Here is an 18719-nt window from a genome sequence, read left to right as displayed (position 1 = left end):
ACTGCACTCGCGCAGCTAATTGTCTTGCTGAAAGACTCCAATTCAAATGTGCCTAGTAGTGCAGCCTCTGCTTTGGGGATGATTGGTGCAGAAGCTAAAACTGTTGTGCCGCAGCTAGTGGCTGTTGACAAGGTGGAATTTAGAGTTAAATACTGACAGAATCGGCGCTGATTATAGCAATATGTACATTAGCCAACCCGACCCGTATCTTTACAAACAAATCCATGTGTTTGATGAACAATGTCAGGCTTTTACTTTCGTGAGGCCGGGAGTGGAGGGCGATCGAGCTTGGTGTTATTTCAAGAATAGTGTGCCGTCGCCAAGTCTGAGAGAAGGCAGGATTTCTAGTGTAAAACCAAGGCGTTATAGAAAAACGGAAGCGGAATGTTCTTAACGTTTCCCTTTTTAAGCTAAACTTCCCCCTACGGGGAAGTTTAACTCAACTTCCGAAGCGATTACAGAATTTCATCGACTAGAACACCACGGATGTAACCGTTCACGCGGTTTAAACCCAGACTTGAGAAAATCGCAGAGTCCGATTAAGGTAAGCCAGTTACATAATTCCTAAACAAATCCGGTTACAGGTTACTTCTGCGGACTTGGAATCTTGCTGAGAAATAATTCCTTAGTCCGAGAATCGCGATCGTACATATGTATAACAGGAACAAGGCGATCGTCAACCATCACTTTGTCATCCTGAATATCCCAACATCTCTCATGATCTCCACACAGTGTGAGGACGGCACCACTCTTCAAATTATGTTTCACCGTTTGGTTACTGGGAAATTCATAGTTAATCACCTTATTGAACATTGCTTGATCTAGAGGCTTACGACGGTGGCGTTGAGCCTCCACCACCATTAATTCAATTAATTGCATCATGAGATGGTTTCCTCCTAATACTGTCCCTGCACAGAGTATAGGTTTTCCCAACAGTTTTTCAAGAGTTTTTTTTCCATAAACAGCATTCACCCATTCACTATCTACATTTTCTGGAGTGGGCGGTCCAAAATAAATACCTGCTTCTTCAAAAACGTGAAGCTTACTAGAGTCTAAGTCATCGAAGGGAGAAGCTTGGAAAACAACATCCCGCACATCTGAAGTCATAACCATTCGATAACTGGAGTTAACCTTAAGGAATGTATGGTAAGTAATCCACCGACCTGCTAGTGGATGAATCCAATTGGCAACCGTACTCCTATAATCCTCCTCTAAGTAGGTACGGTTAGAGCCTGAACTTAGTAGAATTAAAGCTTGCAGTCCCACCATCTTTGCGTGATAGATGAGATTTAGGATTTTTGAGCTAGTAACCCACTTCCACACATTTTCAACTGGTATAAGGGTGATATTTTTTTCTAGAGCTACCTTTGCGAACTCATCCCCTAAGGCATTAATAAACACAACAATATCAACTTTATCTGGATCGCAATGCTGACGAGTTGATGCAACGAACCTGTAGAAATCATCGAATTTACAGTTTGTTGCATAACCCATTATTAAGTCTTTCATTGTTTGTTACCTCAAAATCAGTAGATGTAAACACTCAAGATACTAACAAAGTCTTAATAGAGTCCGGGTATAGCCGTCTAACCGTTGACCCAAAACGCCTTCTGCGATTACCAAAAAGTTGGCAGAGCCACCAATAATTGTGTCGCAGATATTGTCTTACCAATGTATAATAAATTATTCAGCCTAACATACCACAAATAACTCGTGTATGTCAACATCTTCTTACTGCCCGTCGTCATCTCCTTTTCTCGCTCGAATTCGGCGTACCACCAGAGTCAAAAACCTGAGTGTTCGCACTTAAAAATGTTACCTGCATTACATAATAAAATACCTTATAACTATCCAAAAAAATCTCAAACCAACCGTCAGAGCGAGGTGAGAATATTTATTAATAAAAGCAGTGGGGGATCGTTATTTAGCAAAAATTTCCGGTGCAAAGGATACCGAATTTATGCCACAAAAAATCACATCGCGTTATAATGTAACAATTACCGTACCGCCTGAATCTCCTTAACATCTCGCAGGGATAATGGTATAAAAATGTACATACCCGAGTCGCAGCCAACGCAAACAAAAGTGCTGCCGACGATGTACGCTCTACCAAGTGAAGACCCGGAGCACCCAGGCTTACCTGACGAATATCACTCTGGCAATCACAAAAGTTGTGCGATCGCTGATTTCTCCCTAATTATCTAACCGATCGCGTATTCTCTGCCAGCGATCTAAATCTCTACTACGAATCCAATCATCCCAAGTGGTACAAAACACCCGATTGGTATTTAGTTGTCGAAGTTTTGAGAGTTTACCGAGACAGAGACTTGCGCCAAAGTTACGCCATTTGGGACGAAGCCGTAACTCTTTTAATCGCCATCTAATTTCGGTCACTAGGTAGGGAAGATGAAGATTTGGGGCTGACAGAATCCCTACCAAAGAAGCCGCCGACTAAGTGGCAGATTTACGAGATAATTTTGAAGATTCGTTATTACTTTGTTTTTAGCAAAGACAAAAAGCTATTGAGAGTATTTCGCTTAGTTGGCAACCTTTACCGCGAACAAGTGTTAACAGGTGCTCGATTCTGGATACTGGAAATAAAGTTGAGTTTTGGTTTGTGGTAAGGTTCTTTCTTGGAACATCAGAGGTTGTGGCTGCGCTAGTATGATGTTAATGGCAATTTAGCTCGGACTCCAGAAGAATTTGCAAGACAGCGAGCTCAATTGGAAAGGCAGCTAGCCGAATCTGAAAGTCAGCGGGCAAATCCATTAGCCGATCGACTGCGAGCAATGGGCATTAATCCAGATGAGCTGTAAAATTAAGTAGCAGCATGAAATGGTGCAAGCTGCAAGCGCTGTCCATAAAAATTTATTAACTAAAAATAACTTATGCCAGACTCTACCTCACTGCGCGATCGCTACCTAGCTCTAATCGACAAAATTGTCGAAATCACCCTCAAAGGTCAAATTCGCTCCAAAGAACAAGTTTATCAAATGCTGGTGCAAGACATTAGCACTGGTACTGGCGAAATCTTTGAACGCTGTTTCGGCGAACGCCTTGATGCCGCCGAAAATCAAGTCAGAAATGAAAAAGACGAAATCAAACAAGCAAAGGCAAATCGCACCCTCCGATCTCTCAAAACCATCCAAGGAGAATGGGAACGCTGGCAGAAAGATAACCGCGTCGATCGCGCAATTGCATCCTCAATCCAACAAATCGTTACTGCCGAATCTAACGCCCGCCTCCTGGCATTATTGCAAGTAATCGATCCGAATAAAGAACATCCGCTGACTCTGGCTCAATTGCAGCAATTGGCAAAATCTCTGCACCAACAAATGCTGCAAACGGCTAATCCCGAAACCGAACAAGATTTGCAGCAAATCACCGCCGGCATCGCGAAAGGTTTAGAATCTTGGCAGCGGTTGGAACCGGAACTCGTGGGCTGGATTTATCAGCCGCAGCAGCTAGGATTTGCCGGTAGCCCCGAACAAAATGGGCCTTGGGCTTTTTGGGCAAAAAAAGTTAACAGTCCCTTCCCCCAGGCTCTTTTGAATACTATTGCAGTCGGTGAATCTGTAGTTCAATTCGCAGCCCAGCAAGCGAATTTAGATTTAGGCATATTGGTGGAAGCGGCGATTATTTTGCAGTGCTTGCAGCGGGCGTTGGCGACATGGTTTGATAAGCAAGTTTATGATTCCAAAGTGTCAACAAAAGCTTCAATTTCTACTTACATTACTTTTGCGGTAATTTGGAGTCAGCTAGCTAGTGGGTTTAATAATTCTACCAAGAGCGGCGAGCAGTTGGCAAATGCTTGTTTTCAAGTAACTTTGCAAATTTTGCGCGCTTTTTCTCAGCGGGAATACTTTCCGCTTTACGGGGGAATTTTTGCTTCGTTTGATGGTAAAGCCCTGCGGCATACTTTGGATTATTTAGACGAACCGCTGCGGCGAGTTGAAGGCACTCAAGCAAAAGCTCGGATTCTGACGCTTTTGGGTTATTCGATGCAGGCGGCTGGGGCCTACGAGCGATCGCTCTTGCTGCACAAGCAAGCGCTGGAAATTGCCCGTACCGAAGGAGACAAAGCTTGCGAAGTTGCCAATCTCAATCACATCAGCCGCAACTATGTTGCTCAAAAAAATTATCAGGAAGCGATTAATTACAGCCAGCGGGCTTTAATTATGGCACGACAAGCGGGAGAGCGACAAGGCGAGGCAAATGCTCTGGCTAATTTGGGTTACAGTGAAGTGTTTCAAGCGCGGCAGTTGGAGGAGGTGGAACCGGAGGTTTACGAGAGTGCGATCGGTTATTTGGAACAAGGTTTGTTGCTATCGGAAAAATTGGGCGATCGCCAAAGTCAAGCTTTTTGTTCCAGCAGTCTCGGTATTGCTAAAATCGCCCTGGAAAATGCTGAAGCTGCGATCGAATATTTGCTCAAAGGTTGGCAAGCGGCTCAATTCTCAGGGGATTTATATTTGCAAGGTCTGAATTTGGCTTACTTGGCTCAAGCTTATTACAGAATCAACTCACTAGAAAAAGCGATATTTGCGGGCAGTTTGGGGATGTATACTTTGGAGCAAATTGGTGCAATGGAGTGGCGTCAATCGGCGGGTTTGTTGACAATTTTGCGGGGTCAAATGGGGGCGGAATCTTTTAAACAATCTTTGGCGAAAAGTCGAGCGAATATCATTCCGGCGATCGGTGTTGATGGCTACGATTACATCCCGGAGTTGCTGGAAAAATATCAGCAATCTATTTAACTCTTTGTGGAACAGGCCGGAAAGCCTGTTGCTGAGAGGGGTACAAAATGTAAGTTTTAACTCAGCCAATAGCTGCATTATCAATAAGTCTTTCATGGGCGGGCTCTCCTGCCCACCCCACAACCAAATTTAAGTCTTTGTGGAACAGGCCGGAAAGCCTGTTCATGTGTTTTTATGCACCCCAACCTCCAAATAATTAATGCTCAACTATCACCGGTGTGCCAACTGCGACTTTCTCAAATAAAGCCTGTGCGTCTTTATCAAACATTCTGACGCACCCGTGAGAAGCCGCCCCCCCGATCGACTCTGGATTCGGAGTACCGTGAAAACCAATCACATTCTTGCCATCCGTCCAAAACCCCATCCACCTACTCCCTAATGGATTGTCGGGCCCAGCAGGAATAAGTTCTCCTGTCCAAGGATTTTGCCAAACTGGATCTTTGATCATTTGCATAACTTTAAAATTGCCTGTAGGAGTTTCCCACCCGCCTTTTCCCACAGCAACCGGGAAACTGGCTTGCACCTTATTTTGTCGGTAAACATAGACGCGGCGTTCTCGCAATTTCAGCACTAAACGCACTTCCTCAATAGGATTTACCGCAGGTTTTGGTTCCTGGGGAATATAACGAAATGGTTCTCCCAGGGGCGGCAGTTCTGGGGTTCCGAGATTCGGCAATTTTGTCTCGGATGTGGGCCGCTGCGCTGCGATCGCACTATTACTTGAATTAGCCACCACTTCGGCAGTCGCCTGCTGCTGTAGGCCGACCGACAGCGCGGCTGCACTCAAGCTCAGTACAATTAACTTGTCAAACAAAAATTTGCTCTTCACCATTGTTTTGTTCGCTAAACTCCTCACCAGCAGTTCCTACAAAGTTCCTATCTAATTATCCGCCAACCGCACCCGATCAGAAAAATTTTGAGATGGCTTTTTGACTGCAACTGCGCTGCACAGTTGTTAGTTGAAATTACACCACTGATAACTTGTAACTCAACACAAAGCTTAGGCAATAATACTACGAAAAAAACAAGGTTTTTATAAGCGGCTCAGTGGACTTACGCAAGAGAATGTCGTGAGAAAACCCGGTTTATGCGTAAATATTGCCAGAAAATGATTAAATTATACCTCCGACTAATTTGATTTTTTAGCCATGACCGACTGGGGATGGCAGACTGGGGATCGAGTATTCAAACTATGGCGCTGCTGTATCCGGCAAGCACACTCTGTCTTTGGGTAGAGTTGCCCCCAGCAACAGTTAGGTTGGCGGAAAAAAACTGCTACGGTCGATCGAATAAACTCAATATATCACGGCAACACTCTAGAGATGCGAACCGCTGAACTTGTTGTAAATCGGGAACTTATGATGTAAAATTTAGTCTTTCAATACTTGTTCGATAATCTTTTTTTGAGATTGTCATAAATTTCCTACTCTGGGGATTAAACTGGATTAGGTATAGAGGTTGGGACTTTCGCGCAGCGGAAGCAAACCCGACCCTGAATAGCAGTTAATGTGAGGTTTCAATGCGTCTTCAGAACATCAAATTATTGACAGGTGCAACACTGTCGGTGGTAATTTCGGCGGTCTCAGTACATCCTGCGATGGCTAACCCTGCAACTCAAATAGCCCAAACGCAAACTACCACAACAGCAAACACTAGAACCATTGTCGGTTTTGTCAAAAGTATTGTCGGCGATGTAGTAACTATTCGCGAAGAAAGCGCGCCGTACAGGACTCTCAGGATTCAAAGATGCGTCCTGAGAATTATTGGTCTAGTACCGGGAATGAAAGTCAGAGCCACCGTCGCCGGATCTCAGATACAAAATATCGCGGTGATCCCCGATTATAAGGTTGTAGCCACAACGGTTGCTCGTCCCGCAACCCCAGCACCGGCACCGCGTCCGGCCCCAGAACCGCCACCGCGTCCGGCTCCTCGTCCGGCTCCGGCTCCGGCTCCGGTTCCGGCTCCCCGTCCGATTCCGGCTCCGGCTCCCCGTCCGGCTCCTGTGAGAGGACTTTGGTAGAGCTAGGTTATACCATTTTAGATTTTAGATTTTCGATTAGAGAATTGCGAATGACCAAAAGCAATGTGGTCACAAGCCCCGTGATTCATTCGTGGAGCGAGAAAAAAGCTCGAATCCGGATCGCAAGCCCTCGGAGTTATCAGTGAGGTCGCTTTCTTCAATCTAAAATCTAAAATCTAAAATCGATTGACTGATCGAGTTCAAACTTTGGAGCACTGGCCTACAGTTGGATTCTTTTTTGCAACTGGTATCAGTAAATGGAATTAAGCCACCGCGCCGGCGGTGGCTTAGCTATTTAATAGCAGTTAGAATAATAGAATTGTCCAGCAATTGTGGAGAAATCGCTGCTATGTATTACCTGCGTTTCTTGCTGCTAATTCTGCTGTTGCCGATGATTGCGTGCGATCGAGCTACAGATGCGATCGCCCCTGCTGTTGGCGACACCGGCCCCGTGTCGCAAATTCCCTCCCGTGCACCGCTGACAAATGTTGGGACAAATCAAATTGTACCGACCAAACCGCTTTCGCCGCAGCCAATCCGCATTGTTGCAACTTCTTTGCCGCGGCCAGGAGCCAGCGATAGCGCCTCAAAACCTCCTCAAGTAGTACCGATTCCCGCATCGCCAGTGCTGCAAGTCCCTCCTGGCTTTGTCGTCAACGTTTTTGCTGACAATTTAGACGCTCCGCGATGGCTGGCTTTGACGCCGACAGGCGATGTTTTGGTAACAGAAACCCGGCAGAATCGGATTACGCTGTTGCGGGATGCCAACCGCGACGGCGTTGCTGAGGTTCGCAAAACTTTTGCAAGTACCCAAAACGGTTTAAATATTCCTTTTGGCATGGCTTTTGCCGATCGCTATTTTTTCCTCGGAAATACCGCTGAAGTCCGCCGATTTCCCTACACAAAAGGGCAGGAACAATTGAGTGGTGCCGGTCAAAAAATTGCCGATTTACCGGGCGGCGGCTACAACCAACACTGGACGCGAAATGTTGTCGTTTCCCCCGACAAGAGCAAGCTTTTCGTATCAGTTGGATCGCAGTCTAATGCCGATGTCGAGCCGCTGCCGAGGGCGTCTGTTCAAGTGATGAATTTGGACGGCAAGAACCAGCAAATTTTTGCTTCCGGTTTGCGAAATCCGGTGGGATTGGATTTTCACCCAACAACCAATCAACTCTACACGACGGTCAACGAACGCGACGGTTTGGGAGATGATTTGGTGCCGGATTACTTCACAAGAATTCGTCAAGGCGAGTTTTACGGCTGGCCTTACGCTTATTTTAAGCCGAATTTGCTCGACCCGCGCCACTCCAGAAACGGCAATAGCGATCGACCTGATTTAGCGGCTAAAACATTAATGCCGGACGTGCTGTTTCAGGCGCATTCGGCGGCTTTGGGGCTTCAGTTTTACGACGGCAAAACGTTTCCTAAAAGATTCCTGAACGGGGCGTTTGTGGCGTTTCGCGGCAGTTGGAATCGGAACGCTGGAACTGGTTATAAAATCGTGTTTGTACCTTTTAATGCGGCGAACGGACGCCCTCAAGGTTATTATGAGGATTTTCTAACTGGTTTTCTGACAGATCCGTCTGGCCCGAAAACTTGGGGGAGGCCGGTTGGTTTGCTGGTTTTACCTGACGGGAGTTTGCTGTTTACTGAGGAAGCGAACAACCGGATTTATCGGGTGCAGTATCGCGGGTGAGGATTGGGCGATGGATTAGATCCCGACTTCTTCAAGAAGTCGGGGATCTGGTTGTTTAGTCAGCTTCAAACCTTGCTAAGTTGAGATTCACCGGAAAGCTTTTGAAAAATTAATAACCTATCTTCTTCCGCAGTTTCGCGATTTAAATCAGACAGTTCGTAATAGGAATCGGTTTCTGGCAAGTAGATTGCCGGCAAATTTTCAGGCAGGATTAAATAAGTGTTTTTCACCTGTAAATCATTGTCTATATCTAATGAATATAGAAATCCGTCAACAGGATTTACAATTAACTCGTGCAATGAAACTTGTCCCTCTATGTAAAGCTTGAGAGTTACTGGTGCAACTCTGAAAACCAACCAGCGATTGTACAAATTATCTACATCGCACCAAGAATAAAGATAGCTATCACCGTATTCATTCTCAAAAAGCGATAGCAGGGGGCCGTCGAAATACTCTAAAGTGACTATGCTTCTGAGAGATAAAGGAAATTTACTTAGTTTAAATCCTATTAATTGTTCCATTTTTTTGTACCTTACAATAAACAAGATGTTATTACAAATTTTGCTGCTAAATCAGCAGTAGCAAATTCATGTAGGCTCAAGTGACCGTTATCATCTATTTTGGAGACAACTCCATCTGTCTTGTCGAGCGATCCTGCTGCTATGTGAGTCCCCAGAGAATCGCGGAGTTTTTTTCTTTTTTTTGTTAGTTTTAAATAACGTTTTTCGGCATTTTCCTTGGTATCAAATAATGATAGCGCATAACCTTGACATCTGGTTGCTTCTGTTTCTGGTTGTAGGTTGCGCTGCGGAGTTATTATCAGCACTGGTTTAAAGTTATTAATAGATCGTTCATCATTGGGTTCAAATACAAATCTAAAAGCCAGCATTTCTTTAGGTTCATAGTCCTGTGGCGGGCATTGAGTTGAAAGCTTATCTATATATTCTTGGTGTTTGAAACACATATTGATAATTTTAGTAGCCGATTTGATTTTAAATTTTAAATGTTAGCAGAAAATCGTTATTTTTTATATCAATTGTAATCCGTGCTTTTTGCTGTAAAATCAGTGGGGCATTCCTCTTAACTATAGTATTTTTAAGTCTGTACAGCAAATAACCTAAAAATTTGGCGATCGCGCTTTAAAATCCAGAACCGGGTTGTTTGAGAAATTCCGCTTCTTCGGGGGTTGTTTCGCGTCCGAGAATTTGATTGCGGTGGGGAAATCTCCCAAAACGCTCGATTATTTCCAAATGCTGCATCGCGTATTCAATGAATGAATCGCTGTCAGGTTCGCCGCTGAGTTGGCTAAATAGTTCGACAGATTTTTGCTGGCTTTCTAAGTTTTCGCTGTGTTCAAAAGGCAGATAAACAAATAATTTTTGTACAGTCAGCAATTCGCGATCGAAGTTATGATTAATAGCGTATTCGGCGGTGGCTAAAGCTTTGCTGTCTGTGGCGAATGCTTGGGGCGTTCCGCGAAACATATTACGCGGAAATTGATCGAGCAGTATAATTAATGCTAGGCAATTTTCGGGGGAATCTTGCCATGAGTCAAGTTGACCCGAGGCGGCGAGTTCGTATTGCTGCATAAAGCGCGATCGCACTTCTGCATCAAAACCCGCATCTTTTTCAAACCATTTCTTTTGGACTTTGCCAAACTCGGGAGATTGCGATCGACCAAACCAAAAATCTAAAACTTCATTCATTAGCAATCTAGTATGCGATTGATTGTTGATTAAAGCTTCTGTTTCTGTAGTTGCACAAAATGCGATCTCTGCACAACTACAAACCGCAGCGATTAATGATTAGCAATGCTCACTTAGGAACTTTTGTTGTCCGGTGCTTAAATTTACGAATTAGTAAACAGTCTGTCCCAAGTTTGACCTCCCACAACTCCGTCTACAGGAATATCAGCTTGTCGCTGAAATCTTTTCACTGCATTTTCGGTTGTCGGACCGAACACGCCATCAATTACGATCGGGTGTGGGGACAAGCCCCGCGCGTTCAACAACTTTTGCAGTTTCTTCACATCGTGCCCTTTCGAGCCGCATTTTAAAATCCTTTTCTGCTGTCTCACTGCGGGTCGATGGCAATCATCAGTGTAGCAAACTGCGGAGCCTGCTGCATAGTTTGCTCTACTTGTGCCCGTCAAAACTAATAGGGCGAAAATTCCTAGTAAATAATAAAAAGTCTGTGATCCGGCCATACTTTCCCTGTTAATTTTTCAAGCGTTTTTTGCAAGTTGGACGATTGTTTGAGGGTGAGAAACCGGGTTTATAGGATGGGGGCATCCAATCTTGATTGACCAGGTTTCTGGCAACAGTCAACCGACATTCTACAATATAAGTGGCTTTACTGCAAAATCTCCGATCGTGCAAGTTAAATTTTGTTGCTCTTTGGTAGCAGCAAAGGTAACAATTACTTCGCAAGCAACTGCCACCGTCAGCATTACCAAGTTTCGCGCCAGCGGGTAATCGCAAACGTCATCATTCGCCGCTGAAGGAACCCGATAGTGTTCGTTCCAAATTATTTCGGAGTAATCGGCAGCTAATCCGACGTGCACGCATGGAAGGGAGGCACTCGCACAGTAATCCTTGACTGCTTGTCGCCCGACACTGTTATCAAAAGTATCGATGACTGTGGCGCTGACAGCAAGCAGCCGATCGGCATTTGCGGGTGTCAATTCTTTTGAGTGCGCGTCAATGCTGACTCCCAAAGCGCGGTAGAGGTTGTTGGCGAGAATTTTGGCTTTGAATGCGCCGATGTCCGATCGATAATAGGGTTGAGTGGAAAGGTTGCGTTCCTCAATGCGATCGCGATCGATGACTTTTAACTGACAAAAGCCCGATCGCGCGAGACTTTCTGTAATATTCGCACCCAAAGCGCCCGCCCCGCACACCGTTACCGGGAAATTTTTGATCTGCGACATCACTGCGGCACTTCTGTAAAGTTGTTCGTGAAAAAATATACTCATGGTAATTGCGAATTGGGCATTGGGCATTGGGCATTGGGCATTGGGCATTGGGCATTGGGCATTGGTTATTTCTTGATTATTTTTTATTAGAAAAACCAGGATCAACTAACAACTAACAACTAACAACTGACAACTGACAACTAACTATTAGATATTCCCCGATGCCCCATGCCCCATGCCCCATTCCCCATTCCCATTATCTATCTTCGACGACTCCAACCAATGAATGCAAGTCGAAGTCTTTGTCCAATCCGCTGAGACAAATGCCCGCACTCATAACTGTCAAGTCATTTTTGGCGATCGCAGAAGTGTGGTGTTCTCCCGTTCCGCTAGTCCATTCAACCAGCCAATAATTTTGGCGATCGCCAAAATCCCGCAATTCACCGCCGCCCATTTTTAGCGCCCGCTGCAAGCGCTGTTGGGCCCGCACTTTCGGATCGAAATGTTTAATATTTCGGGACACCAATTCATAAACAGTTCGCATTTCTGGTGTCATCCCTTTAAAGCGGACTTCTTGAGGCAAAATCCACTTTTTTATAGATGCTTTTAACTTCTCAGATGGCAGCGGATCGGCGCGTCTGTCAATCTCTTCAAACCACAAAAAATGACCGTCCCAGCGCGCAACTATCGGCTCAAACTGCGAACCTTCAGTTACTAAATGAACTGGTACGGGTTTCGCAACACCAGTGCGCTGTTTAGCATCAGATTCGTTAACAGGATAAGCCAGCCAAGTTTGCCCTTGCAGCACGCAAGCCAAGTGCAAGCGAACAGGTACGAGCAGTTGCAAATACTCGGCAATTTGCGGCAAACTCGGTTCCTCAATCACCGCAGCAATTTTCTCATTTACTGGCGCAAAAATAGCCCATCCTTCAAAGTTGCGAGGCTGCGGTTGAAAAGTATAAACCATTGAGCTAACCCGTATCCGCACGCTTCCCCCCTGCACGCAAGGAGCCAGGAATTGAGTATCGAGCAGTTGCCCTTCTTGGGCGGCGAGTTGGCTGATTATTTTGCGAATATCTGCCACTGGATTGACCTCCGTAATCTTAATTTTTTTACCGATAGAACTTTTAATTTAAGCAAAAATAAAGCTTTGTAAACACTCTTGACACGAATCCTTACCCTAATATAATATTGAGCGATCATCCAATTTTAATCTTGTAGATCTCTCCAGTAAATATGCTGCAAAAGCTCTTTTCTAAGTTGGTTGTATTGACAGCTTTAACACTTCCGACTTTTGGATCAACCGAGGTAGCTAAAGCTCAGAACACCTATGGAGCTACTGCTTATTCTCCGACTTCTGACGCCACTGGTATTAGTTGGGATTATGCTACAGAGAAAGAAGCACTAAAGGCAGCAGTAGCTGTCTGCAATAAACAAAGCGAAGGTGCTAACGATTGCAAAGCGCTGACCTCTAATAGCAATAATTGTGGAGCGATCGCAGTAGGCAAAGGAGGAGCAGGTGCGGGCTGGGCCGGCGATAAAGCAGCAGCAGAAGCTCAAGCTCTCGCCGGTTGCAGCGAACTAGATGGCGGCAACTGTAAAGTGCAGCTTTCAGCTTGCAACAACTAATTAAACGGATCAAAATCGGTGGAAGAGGTGTATATGTGGGCTGCTAAAGCAGCTTAAAAAATAGTAAATGTATGGTGTGCATTGCACACCATACCAAATACAAATCAGCTAAAATGAGGGTACGCAATGCACACCCTACGCAGTTAATCTCCTACTTCGGAAGTAACTGCATCGGGTGGCAGCAAACTTTCTAATCTATCTTTAGACCAATATTCAGTAGGGTAAGCAAGTGCAATAATATCAGAGAGTCGAATCAGCCACGTAACTTGCCCGTAAGCATCGAGATGTTCCGCCTGTTCGTTAGGGGGAACTATCACCAAAAGTTCCACAAACTCCCCGAACAAATTAGTCGGGATGCCGCCGAAACTACTATTATTTGTTTTAATCCAAACTTTACTGCCTCGATCGAGAGCTTCTTGGAGTCGCTGGCAGAGCAAACTGGATTTTTTGAGCTGGGATTTTTTGGCTTTCGACTTTTTTCCCATAGTTTTAAGAAGTTAAAGTAGTTGTATTGTGGGTTGCACAGTTCGTTGCACAGTTCGTTGCACAGTTCGTTGCACAGTTCGTTGAGATTTAGCGCGAGCGCAGTTTGGTATAGAAACGGACTGGAGCAAAAAGGTCTATCGCCCCGTCGCTACCCCATCACTCTAGTCTATAAGAAAGCGCTGTACTGCGATCGTAATAACAATTTAATCGCAAAATGGGGAAATGACACCAGCTCAAAAAAAATGCCACTGTCGCCAAACTCCAAACCCTGGTTGTCATCAGTGATTCGCAATCTAAAATCTAAAATCTAAATTGGTATTACCTGCCGTATCATGTTACACAATCAGTCAACGAGGTCGGTGTTTCTACTGTGCCCAAATGCAGTATAATCGGCGGAATCTTCCCAAATCGTTTAAGTAAAACAATGGACTGGCGAAAGCTCATTCATCCAAACTCGAAAGCTTCAACAAGTCAACCAGCAGCCCCAGAAACTCGATTGTCTGTAGAATTTTTGCTGGGGCTCTTTGCTGCGGGATGGACACAACAGCAGGTTTTAGAGAAATATCCTGCACTCACTGCAGAAAAGTTACGCGCTGCTTTGGCTGGTGCGGATTCCCAGTTAGTGTCATCCATCGCTAATCCAGAATTACAAGAAATTATTGCTCAAATTAGAGAATAATTGAAAATAGGTAAAAAGTTGTCGCTTGAGGATATTGAGGGAGATGTTTGGGAGTAAACAGCGATATTAAATCTCAACTTACCCTAAATTTTCTCTAACTCTTTCCCGAAACTCCAACACAGCCTCAAGGGGCTCGGTTGCTCCACATAATATGACTTTTGCTTGCTTATTGGTTTGGCGGAACAAACAAATTTGAGTTGAGGCGACAAGAGTAAATTTGCCTAATAATATCCTCAATCTCGTTGCTCTTTTGAGCCAAATCTGCATCAAAAGCACCTTCCTGCAAAATTTTGCTCCGAATGTTATAAGCTTCCTCAACCGTAGAAACTGCATCTGGATTTTCTGGAAAATTCTCCTTTACAAGGCGCTTAATCGCTTGAGAAATTGATTCATTCTTTAGTTCGTTAATCCGACCTTTGACTGACGATTTAATATTTTCTGGAATAGAAGTAGTTTTGTTTAATTGATCGACAAAACTCTCCACTAACTTTTTAAGTTCTGGGTTATCATAAGCTTCTGACTGGGCGAGTGGTTCAAGGGAAGAGACCAGTCCAACAAATCGAGCACGCTCAGTAGTTTCGAGTCTGGCAGATGCAAACAGCTCCATTGATACTAAGAGTTTTTCATCAACATCAATATTAGCTGAAAATATCTCCTTGACAAGCTCCACCATTCTACTGCTATCCATAGCTACGGTTAGACTTGCACTTATCATACATCCACTTCCGCTCTCTTGGGTACGATCGTATACCATACAAGGTCGTGGAGTATGATAATCAAGGCGAAGTGGATGTTTCCTTGATATGGCTGCCCATAGCAGAGCTAATGAGAGCTTTAACCCCTTCTGCTCAGCTTCACACGCAGTCGCAAATCCTTCCAAATATACATCAAATTTTTGCGGATTTTTTATCGATGGTAATATACGGACAATAGACTTATCATCAACTAAAAGGCACGCTTCACCCTGAAAGCGTAATTGATATCCTTTATCCAAGATGATTCCAACCTTTGCTCCGTAGGGGCGCCGGTTTGGACTTTCATCAATTATTTTTCTGGGTTCAGGTTTCTTTTTGCTCATTAGGTGTTTGCCAAAATGATAGAGCATTTAAATATTGAGCGCTACCTGACAGGGTGACAACCCCGTCAGGTCTATGATACCCGAAAAATAAGTAAGGTACGCTACGGCGCACCCTACAATTTACTTGTCATCCCTCACAGGCAGCGACGTATCCAGAATTTCCATCAACAATTCCAGCCGCGAAGGACGACTCAACATCGGCACTAAATTCGGTAAGGAGTAATAATCACCCGCAAACGTAAAGGTTTCCACCGATACTTGTTTGTCCTTCAATTGCTTCTGGACATATTCGCACCAAGCACCAACTCGCACAATCACAACATCAGGAATTACCCCCAAACTGCGGCAGTAATTCTGATAAGCATCTGCAAAATAAGGTGCAGCGTTTTCGCCTTCATCTGTCACCATAATGAATTGTTCGACAACCTGCTTTTTAATTCGCATTGCTTCCACCGCGCAACCGCAACTTGTGCCGCCGCCAGCGCGAATGTGCTTGAAAGCGCCTTCCCAGTCAGTCAATTCGCTGCCGTTTGCTTGCACTGGATACGGTATCGTGTCAAAGGCATAAACGAACAGTGCAGCCTCGGAAATGCCGGAAATCAAAGCAGCGAGACGCTTGCCGACTTCGATCGCACTTTCCATCGAACCAGACTTGTCAATCAACAAACCGGTTGCTTTGGCAATCTTGCCGCGCTTCTTCACCTGTTCGTTTGTCACCGCTTCCAGCTTGGCCGCCGTTGCTGCGTCGAAGTTCGCGCCCGCGCCCGCAACACTCGCTTTGTAAGCAGAAACCCGATCGCACTTTGCCGCTTCATCCAGCTTCGAGTCAATCAACTGCTTGACTTCCGCGTGATCCATCGCGCCGCGCGACTGAATCGATTTCAAATTGTTGATGACTTCCTGCGGCGACATCGAGTTAATCAGCGCGGCCAAAACCGTTGGCGTTAGCTGTCTGATTGCACCAACTGCGATCGTATACGGAATCTTGTACTCAACAATCAAATTCGCCTGTTCCGCAGGTGTCGCCGCCTTTGCTAACTGCTTCAAAACGAATGCCAGAGAGTCTTCCGGCGGATTGTCTTTAAACAGAATAGCATTAGCGCGATCGCTCGGCTTGACGTGCAGCGTTGCGTACAAATGCTTCATCGCCTTGCGGTTGCGGATGGCGGCGCGATCGAAAAACTGCGGATTCTTTTCCCGCGATTTCAGATAGCGAGTGACAGCAGTGCGCGCGCTGCGGGGCACCTTATTCTGATGCCGCTTCATAAAGTCCACAATGCGCGAAACCTCGTAGGGAGGGAACTCTTGCAGCATCATAAAACCGGCATCTCGGTGTTCCGTCAGCGCCGAAGTCAGCAAATTTCCGGCAAAAACTTCCTTGTGATCGCGCACGTCGCCGTGACGCTGATACCACACTGCTAAATGACCGTAAAAAATGGGGTCTAATTCGATAATTAACTTGTGAATTTCGGCTACTTTTTCTAATACACGGTGAGGAGTGGTGAGCAGAGAGTTCAGCATTTCCAAACGCAAATCGCGTTCTGCTGTATTCATATTCATTGTTTTTACCTTCCTATTGATTTTGGATTTTGGATTTGAGAAGTATTCAAAATCGGTGGTTGGCAGTTGTTGCACGCTAGCGAGTGAAATTTAAAAATCACCGCGCAAGTTTGGGGAGCTTTTTTTAGTAAACCTATGGCTAAACCTAATAGGGTCTGTATGTAAGCTCTCGCGATTGGGGCGCGGCAAAAACTGCGATTTGAAATTAACTATTTCAGGGAAACTGTTTCTAATTCGATCGCTCTCAAATCTGGTTCAACCCAGTTATTTCGAGCTTCCCAAGACATCAGCCGATCGCGCGTGTAGTAGCGAAATGGTAAAGTGCGATCGGCGTATTTTGCAATCAAACCGTTAGCCAGATGTACGATCGACCGATTTTGGCTTTCATCGGCGAGATATCGGCGAATAGTTCGCACCCAAAACAGCGTTAGTGTTTCGTGATACCCGCTGTTTTTTGTGGTTTCAATTCCTTGAACCGAGTTGTAACGTTTAATGCCATTGCGAATCGCATTTATCGCTTCTTGCTCCGAGTCATAACAGAGATACCACAGGGCAACGGTTAAATGTGCTTCGTGCGTCCATTGACTTCGCGACAGGTTGCCTTCTTGGAAGGCATGAATCAGACTGTCTATCTCCTTGGGCGATCGGTAAATTAGAGTTGTATTTTTCATAATTTAATTCTCCTCACCACTTTTATATCTAATATTTATAAATATGAGATGTTCCGCACAAGTTTGCAAAGCGTTTTGACTGTCCGATGGCTCTACCCCTGAGCTACAGCCCCTTAAACGGGGCTGGCAGGATTTGAACCTGCGACAAATCGATTATAATGTGTGTATTCGCTTCACTCGTTAGGGTGCGGAACAAAATTTTTCTAATCTCTAAACTAGAAAGTTTTGACTTGTGATTCTTCTAAATTGCTCAATTATTTTTGCCTTTTATAGCATTAAAAGTCACTCCACGCAAGTTAAGAAAGCCGTTGGCACATACGCAGGAGTTGAACCCGCGACCTTTTCCTTAACAGGGAATTGCTCTACAATGAGCTAGTATGTAAGCTTCCTTTGTTGGGGCGCGAAGTGGAACTTTTAAGCGCCGGATAGATATAAAAAATTCAGCTATAAAAGGCAGCGCACAAGTCAGAGAAGCATTGTTTCAGCCTCTCGGCAGGTAGGAATTGAACCTACTATTCGATTTTAAGTCGAACGTTTCCAGTTTGTAAGCTTCTTTAGTTGGGGTGCGCTGCCTCATACGTGCTTTCAGTGAATTTCTAGCCGTAAACAGCTTCTGGGCGGACAATTAAATCACCGCTGGGACGGCGATCCAGAACGTAAGACTCGAAGCGATCGCCCTTGACATCAAAATGATTGGCCAGACGTTCCTTAATAGCCTTGTCGCTCATTCCTGCGGCGATACCCAGTTGGTTTTCTGCCACGTCATAGGAACGTCCTTCAAAACGAATGTGAACCATTACCGATACCTCCTAGAGCAATTTTGGATTTTGGATTAGTAGCTTATCTGCTCTCGACTTTGGCTTTTTGTGAGACTTAGCAAATTGCCAGTATCGGTAAAGATTCACGAAATCTGACAATCTTTACTGAAAGAAGCGCCGTTCTAAATGATAAGCTTGTTTGATTTTGCGGATTTCCTCAGCCTTTTTGGTTGATTCAAATTTTGCAGAGCTTGTCTGTTCTGAATCCGCATGAAATTCCTTGAAATTAGACTGATTTCGTACAATATCTGACTCGGGCAGAGTCAGTTTGTAACCGAACAGTCTCGTATAAAGTAACAACATGACAATCGAGTCTGTATTGCAAGACTTTTAAATTGATGTTCCTTGAAATTGTGAGCAATATTTAGTTGTCAAGGTTCAGAATTTGCACGAAAAATACAGGTTTTTGCT

The 18719-nt window shown here is 44.8% G+C and carries 20 protein-coding genes and 1 tRNA gene; 7 read left to right on the top strand and 14 right to left on the bottom strand.

From position 1 onward, the window contains the following. Positions 1-24: 24 nt before the first annotated feature. The gene (locus QUA71_RS07585) at positions 25-156 is read left to right on the top strand and encodes a hypothetical protein (protein ID WP_333283734.1); all 132 of its coding nucleotides are present in this window, start codon (positions 25-27) and stop codon (positions 154-156) included. Positions 157-585: 429 nt separating this feature from the next. Here QUA71_RS07585 and QUA71_RS07580 read toward each other — a convergent pair whose 3' ends face one another. Next, the gene (locus QUA71_RS07580; protein WP_333283733.1) at positions 586-1509 is read right to left on the bottom strand and encodes a hypothetical protein; all 924 of its coding nucleotides are present in this window, start codon (positions 1507-1509) and stop codon (positions 586-588) included. 540 nt (positions 1510-2049) lie between these two features. On the opposite strand from QUA71_RS07580, the gene QUA71_RS07575 reads away from it, so the two are divergent. Together QUA71_RS07575 and QUA71_RS07570 are read left to right on the top strand one after the other, a co-directional pair. Next, complete coding sequence (locus tag QUA71_RS07575) at positions 2050-2205, top strand: hypothetical protein (protein WP_333283731.1); 156 nt, start codon at positions 2050-2052, stop codon at positions 2203-2205. Positions 2206-2888: 683 nt separating this feature from the next. Then, on the top strand, positions 2889-4757 hold the full coding sequence (locus tag QUA71_RS07570; protein WP_333283729.1) for a tetratricopeptide repeat protein: 1869 nt from the start codon (positions 2889-2891) through the stop codon (positions 4755-4757). Positions 4758-4953: 196 nt separating this feature from the next. Here QUA71_RS07570 and QUA71_RS07565 read toward each other — a convergent pair whose 3' ends face one another. Further along, positions 4954-5589 (bottom strand): L,D-transpeptidase, encoded by a 636-nt coding sequence (locus tag QUA71_RS07565; protein ID WP_333283727.1) that lies wholly within the window; start codon positions 5587-5589, stop codon positions 4954-4956. 687 nt (positions 5590-6276) lie between these two features. Here QUA71_RS07565 and QUA71_RS07560 point away from each other — a divergent pair. After that, the gene (locus QUA71_RS07560) at positions 6277-6777 is read left to right on the top strand and encodes an autotransporter (protein ID WP_333283725.1); all 501 of its coding nucleotides are present in this window, start codon (positions 6277-6279) and stop codon (positions 6775-6777) included. A 349-nt stretch (positions 6778-7126) separates the two neighbouring features. Next, a complete protein-coding gene (locus QUA71_RS07555; protein WP_333283723.1) occupies positions 7127-8473 on the top strand; it encodes a sorbosone dehydrogenase family protein in 1347 nt (448 codons plus the stop codon). A 65-nt stretch (positions 8474-8538) separates the two neighbouring features. Here the strand turns inward: QUA71_RS07555 and QUA71_RS07550 are convergent, their stop codons facing one another. The 6 genes from QUA71_RS07550 to QUA71_RS07525 all read right to left on the bottom strand — a co-directional run bounded on the left by QUA71_RS07550 (position 8539) and on the right by QUA71_RS07525 (position 12471). Then, on the bottom strand, positions 8539-8994 hold the full coding sequence (locus QUA71_RS07550) for a DUF6575 domain-containing protein (RefSeq protein WP_333283721.1): 456 nt from the start codon (positions 8992-8994) through the stop codon (positions 8539-8541). Positions 8995-9005: 11 nt separating this feature from the next. Next, a complete protein-coding gene (locus tag QUA71_RS07545) occupies positions 9006-9437 on the bottom strand; it encodes a hypothetical protein (protein ID WP_333283720.1) in 432 nt (143 codons plus the stop codon). A 175-nt stretch (positions 9438-9612) separates the two neighbouring features. After that, complete coding sequence (locus QUA71_RS07540; protein WP_333283718.1) at positions 9613-10179, bottom strand: DUF924 family protein; 567 nt, start codon at positions 10177-10179, stop codon at positions 9613-9615. Positions 10180-10322: 143 nt separating this feature from the next. Continuing rightward, on the bottom strand, positions 10323-10679 hold the full coding sequence (locus QUA71_RS07535; RefSeq protein WP_333283716.1) for a peptidoglycan-binding domain-containing protein: 357 nt from the start codon (positions 10677-10679) through the stop codon (positions 10323-10325). A 129-nt stretch (positions 10680-10808) separates the two neighbouring features. Beyond that, complete coding sequence (locus tag QUA71_RS07530; RefSeq protein ID WP_333283714.1) at positions 10809-11447, bottom strand: ThiF family adenylyltransferase; 639 nt, start codon at positions 11445-11447, stop codon at positions 10809-10811. Between the two features lie 196 nt (positions 11448-11643). Continuing rightward, complete coding sequence (locus tag QUA71_RS07525) at positions 11644-12471, bottom strand: hypothetical protein (protein ID WP_333283712.1); 828 nt, start codon at positions 12469-12471, stop codon at positions 11644-11646. A 152-nt stretch (positions 12472-12623) separates the two neighbouring features. Here QUA71_RS07525 and QUA71_RS07520 point away from each other — a divergent pair, with 152 nt between their 5' ends. Continuing rightward, positions 12624-13016: a DUF4189 domain-containing protein gene (locus QUA71_RS07520; protein WP_333218336.1), complete on the top strand. Its 393-nt coding sequence runs from the start codon at positions 12624-12626 to the stop codon at positions 13014-13016. Positions 13017-13159: 143 nt separating this feature from the next. On the opposite strand, the gene QUA71_RS07515 is transcribed toward QUA71_RS07520, so the two are convergent. Continuing rightward, a complete protein-coding gene (locus QUA71_RS07515; protein WP_190657022.1) occupies positions 13160-13501 on the bottom strand; it encodes a hypothetical protein in 342 nt (113 codons plus the stop codon). 425 nt (positions 13502-13926) lie between these two features. Between QUA71_RS07515 and QUA71_RS07510 the strand changes: the two genes are divergently transcribed. Further along, a complete protein-coding gene (locus QUA71_RS07510) occupies positions 13927-14181 on the top strand; it encodes a DUF433 domain-containing protein (RefSeq protein WP_333283710.1) in 255 nt (84 codons plus the stop codon). A gap of 166 nt (positions 14182-14347) precedes the next feature. Here QUA71_RS07510 and QUA71_RS07505 read toward each other — a convergent pair whose 3' ends face one another. From QUA71_RS07505 to QUA71_RS07485, 5 genes are all read right to left on the bottom strand, one after another. After that, the gene (locus QUA71_RS07505; protein WP_333283708.1) at positions 14348-15259 is read right to left on the bottom strand and encodes a hypothetical protein; all 912 of its coding nucleotides are present in this window, start codon (positions 15257-15259) and stop codon (positions 14348-14350) included. Between the two features lie 120 nt (positions 15260-15379). After that, entirely contained in the window at positions 15380-16819 is a 1440-nt protein-coding gene (locus QUA71_RS07500) for a hypothetical protein (RefSeq protein WP_333283706.1), read from the bottom strand. Between the two features lie 209 nt (positions 16820-17028). After that, positions 17029-17490: a hypothetical protein gene (locus QUA71_RS07495; RefSeq protein ID WP_333283704.1), complete on the bottom strand. Its 462-nt coding sequence runs from the start codon at positions 17488-17490 to the stop codon at positions 17029-17031. 309 nt (positions 17491-17799) lie between these two features. Next, a tRNA-Asn gene (locus tag QUA71_RS07490) sits at positions 17800-17871 on the bottom strand. Positions 17872-18086: 215 nt separating this feature from the next. Further along, positions 18087-18287 (bottom strand): hypothetical protein, encoded by a 201-nt coding sequence (locus QUA71_RS07485; RefSeq protein ID WP_190657014.1) that lies wholly within the window; start codon positions 18285-18287, stop codon positions 18087-18089. Between the last annotated feature and the right edge of the window lie 432 nt (positions 18288-18719).

It is taken from the genome of Microcoleus sp. MON1_C5 (genome assembly GCF_036701875.1).
In the GTDB taxonomy this organism is placed as follows: domain Bacteria; phylum Cyanobacteriota; class Cyanobacteriia; order Cyanobacteriales; family Microcoleaceae; genus Microcoleus.
This window is presented reverse-complemented; position numbering and strand designations above follow the sequence as displayed.